Source organism: Gelidibacter sp., assembly GCF_035577925.1.
GTDB lineage: Bacteria > Bacteroidota > Bacteroidia > Flavobacteriales > Flavobacteriaceae > Gelidibacter.
The window spans coordinates 1-4,581 of the sequence record NZ_DATJCY010000406.1; the positions used below are offsets into that span (position 1 = coordinate 1).

The 4,581-nt window shown below is 29.8% G+C and carries 4 protein-coding genes; all 4 read right to left on the minus strand.

The window, feature by feature from the left end:
• A partial coding sequence (locus VNJ50_RS15245) for a cysteine peptidase family C39 domain-containing protein (protein ID WP_325583152.1) occupies positions 1-893 on the minus strand: 893 nt, incomplete at its 3' end.
• A 74-nt stretch (positions 894-967) separates the two neighbouring features.
• Positions 968-2,131, minus strand: coding sequence for a TlpA disulfide reductase family protein (locus VNJ50_RS15250; protein ID WP_325583153.1), 1,164 nt, complete (start codon positions 2,129-2,131; stop codon positions 968-970).
• A 210-nt stretch (positions 2,132-2,341) separates the two neighbouring features.
• Complete coding sequence (locus tag VNJ50_RS15255) at positions 2,342-3,736, minus strand: TlpA disulfide reductase family protein (RefSeq protein WP_325583154.1); 1,395 nt, start codon at positions 3,734-3,736, stop codon at positions 2,342-2,344.
• Between the two features lie 300 nt (positions 3,737-4,036).
• On the minus strand, positions 4,037-4,581 hold a 545-nt coding region (locus VNJ50_RS15260), incomplete at its 5' end, for a thioredoxin family protein (RefSeq protein WP_325583155.1).

The window sequence follows — 4,581 nt, forward strand, 5'->3', positions numbered from 1 at the left end:
AAAATACGCTCAATACGTTTATGGTCGTTGATCCGTTGTAGGATGTCTCCAGTCATACGGGTATCAAAAAACGCAATGGGCAAATTCATCAACTTGATAAAAAAGTCGGACACCAAGGATATATTGATACGGGTACTCAAATGTAGCAAGATCCAACTGCGAATGACCTCTATGGATGTCCGACCAATAAACAGTGCCAATTGAGCAAAGAGGATCAAATAGATAAAATGGATGTCCTGATTTTTGATCCCCACATCCACGACACTTTGGGTCAAAAAGGGAAAAATGAGCTGGAGTAAACTGGCTGCGATTAATCCAATAACCAATTGCCATAAAAACTGCTTGTATTTGAATAGATATTTAGACAAAAATGAGAACCCAAATTTTTGTTCTTTCGCATCAAACTCTGAGCTGTAGAATTTTGGGGTTGGCTCTAATAATAAGGCAATGCCTTCTTCTGTTTGTACTGTGGCGTTGTTACCAATCCAATGTTTTAGGAATTCCTCTTCGGTGTATTTTAGAAGACCATGGGCCGGATCTGAAATATAAAAAGTTGCAGGCTTTTTCGAGTTTCTTCCCATCTGGAAGACGGTAGATTGGCTTTTGATTTTATGGAGTACAACATAATGGTTTTTGTTCCAATGGAGAATGCATGGTAGTGGTACTTCCATTAATTTTTCCAAGTTCACCTTGATGCCCAATGACCGAAACCCTAGTTTTTCAGCAGCTTCACTTAAACCCAATAAACTACTTCCTGATCTCGTGGTTTCGCTAAAATCACGTAATTCTTGTATCGCAATGGATTTTTTGAAATGCTTGGCAATGATTTTCAGACAGGTTGGACCGCAATCTTTGGCATCTTTTTGGTTATAAAATGGGAATCTTAATTTCAATGAAAACTTTGTATAGGTTAATTAATTGTATGGGGACAAATTGGTGGACTCATGTCTTATTAGAAGTATTTTGTTTAAAATAATTCCTTTAACTTATCCTTTAAATCACTCATTCCATTTGATGAATTTGTGTCATCGCCAACAGCATTAAGATAGCGTCCGATGATGTTTCCTTCTTTATCAATCAAAATATAAGCAGGAATTGCATAAATGTTGTATTGGTAAACAATGGTGTTTTTAGCTCTGCTTCTTCCAGAATATATCTGATGCCATAAATGTAATTTATTGGTGTCAATAGCTTTCTTCCAATTTTCTTTATCATTATCTAATGATATTCCAATAATTTCAAGACCTTTAGAATGATAAGTATTATATATTTCTGATAGTTCCGGATGCAGTGCAATACAAGGTTTACACCAACCTGCCCAAAAATCCAACAATACATATTTTCCTTGAAAAGAACTTAAACTTAAAAGATTTCCGTTATTATCTAGTGTTTCAAAAATTGGAGCATTTGTCATACTCAACCTCTCAATATGAGAAGCTATTTCTTGACCACTAATACTATTTTGAACTTCAGTACTAAAATGGTTGTAGTAAGACTTTAGAGTATCTAATGGTATATTATGAAGATGTATATATAAAGTATTAGGACTTACATAGGAATTTGGATGTTCTTTTGCAAACTTCAATTTTACATGTTTGATTGAATCATATAATTTTTCCCAATCGTTATCGATTTGATTTATCCGATTTTCTAATTCCTTTTTCTTACTTGTATCAATTTCAATAAGCTTTTGAGCGTTCAATTCTTTTTTTCTCTGAATTATTGAATCCATCATTTTATAAATCGGATTAATAAGATGATTCAACTTTTCATATTCAATTTGAGATTTACTGTTTTCAATTTTAGCATCATTAAAAACGTCTTCTTTTAAAGAGATTTTAATTGTTTTAGGTTCAATAAAAAACTGAACTGAATTTAGATCGTCATTTTTATCATCTGTTATTCCAACTTCTTGAGGACTCATTATTTTTCCTGAAACTTCAAATTTATTATTCTTTAAGACGAGCGTGTCACTTTTATAATTCCCATTTAAATCCTTATATCCTAAAACTAAGTATTTAGAATTCCCTGTGTAATCGCCCAAAAGGATAAATTCATTTGGATCCTTTTGCCCACCGCAACTAAGAAGCAATCCAAAAATTATTGTAATAATTAAAAAATATTTTTTCATATTGATTGTTTTTTTTACCTAAACTAAGTATTCAAATGGTCTGTTTATAAAAAAAGGGAAGATCTATAATAATTATGGATAGTCATTATTAAATAGACAGCCTGGTCATTTATTTTGTGGTCGAATATTTTACAATTTGAAAACATTAGTAGAATATTTGTAATTCTTAAGGTGAACCTATATTTTAAAAAGATAATTCTATTACTTGATTCAAAATTCATTAATCTTCTTAAGATTGCTTATTATAACTTCTTCAATTTTATTTATATCTGAGGGTCCGGCATCTCTGTAAAGAATGTTCAGTTCATTATCTAATAAAATATAAGTGGGGTACCCTTCTATTCTTAGCTTTGATATAATTGAGTTTGGACTATATTTATCCTTAATATATGTTTGTGGCCAGGATATCCCATTCTCTAAAGTATATTTTTTTATATTTTCCACTTCATCATTTGCAATACCAATAATTAATAATTCATCTTCATATTTATTGTCCAAATATTTTAAAAAAGGTGTGTGTTTTAAACATGGAGGGCACCATGTTCCCCAAAAGTCTAATAAAATAAGCTTATCTTTCTGAATTGAAGTTAACTTAATTATAGAGTCATCTAGTTTAATTAAATCCACATCTTTAATAATCTCTCGTTTACGAAAACCTCGAAAATCATTAAAGTCAATTTTTTGTAGTAAGATGCTTTCAATATTTCCTTCCACTTTTGAAATAACAAACGAATCTTCTGATAGTTTAATGGTGTCGTTTACTCTAAACTCGAATTCTTTATTATGCAAGTAGTTTTCCTGACTAAATGTCAAGCTGTCTGGTTTTATTAATATTTGCAATATTTCTTTTGATATACCCTGAGCTACAATGTCATAAACATTATCTTTATACTCAACTTTTCCCTGCCAGTGGTCTTTAATCCTTCCTATTAAGTGGAGTTCTTTATTCAATTTATCTTCTGCAATTGAAGAATAAACGTTATCTGTTGATGGAAAAACAATGATTTCTCTATCATAATATTCAAATTGACCATTTTCACCTAGGATTGTATATTTATAATTTATTGTAGGTAAGTTCTTAACCATTTTCGGGTTGCTAAACGATTTTTTGCTGAAATTAATATCAAAAGTTTGTATTAGTTCATTACTAAAATCCTTATCACTATCTGTGTCTATTGCCACTATTTGTTTATCATGAAGAATTCCAGTAAAGGCATTTATCTGATCTGAAAATTTGAAAACGGGAAAATTAATAGTATCTATATTTCTTTGATTCCTTATTATTTCAAATTGATCGTTAGAGATATATCCATTTAAATAAGTTTCATAAAAAAACTTGGGTTTGTTGAAATTGTATTGAGAGATAAAACCCGAAGTAGTAACAGGTATATTTTTATAATTATTGATATTTTTATAGTAATTCGGAAATTGCAAATAATATGAATAAAAGTTTAAATCAGTGAAGTGTGGATCAAATGCTATATTGTTTTCATGAATACTCGTCATAATTACATTTATCTCATTTATTATTTTCTTATTGCTAGTATCATTTTCACACGCAGCAAGGATAAATGAGATCAAGAAGATAAGTTTTAAGTATTTCATAATTTTTGTAAATACAATAAAAAACAAGAACATTTACGTTCTTGTTTTAATTTTTCAAATCATACATAATGTTAAAGGCAACCTTTTATTCTTTCACCATCACAGTGAAAGGAACGACAGATGCCTTTTCCACCTTTAGGTTTATCGCAACTAGCATCAACAGTACTGCAATTACTAGAACACATGCCTGGACTGTTTGACATTGGTTCATTCCCTCCAAAAACATTTCGCATCTCTTCTCTCGAAAGAAACGATTTTACTGAACTTAAACTTAATTTTTCCATAATAAAATAGTTTTAATTAATAATTACTCACTTGAAATTTATCTATATCTTTTGGTATGGCTTTTTGTATTATTGAATCAATTTTAGTTAAGGCATTTTCTGAATTTCCTCCATAAATAAATTGATTAGTTTCATCAAAAAGTAATAATGTAGGAAATATTGTAATATTCCATTTTGATATAATACTATTTGCTTTTTCAGTTCTCAATACTATGCCATGTTTCCAGTGTAAATTGTTTCTTTCAACATACAATTGAGATCCTTTTATGTCATCATCAAATGCAATACTTACTACATCAACAATGTCGTTGTATTTTGTATTAAAATCTTTGATTATTGGAGTTAACTCTAAACAAGGTGCACACCAAGTTCCCCAAAATTCGACTAATGTATATTTTGGGATTTTTTTATTCGAAGGTAAAACATCAAAAGAATTATTATTAAAGTCATTAACTGCAATGTTTTTAAAACGATTTTCGAAAGAGAAATCCTCTTCTTGATTTGGATGTGTTTCAATCTTTTCTAAACGGATAGTTTTAAAATCTGAAGTCAACTCTTTAA

Bases quoted from the DNA above. Each gene is read 5' to 3' on its own strand.
- VNJ50_RS15250 (WP_325583153.1), bottom strand. From the start codon at position 2,131: ATGAAAAAATATTTTTTAATTATTACAATAATTTTTGGATTGCTTCTT.
- VNJ50_RS15255 (WP_325583154.1), bottom strand. From the start codon at position 3,736: ATGAAATACTTAAAACTTATCTTCTTGATCTCATTTATCCTTGCTGCG.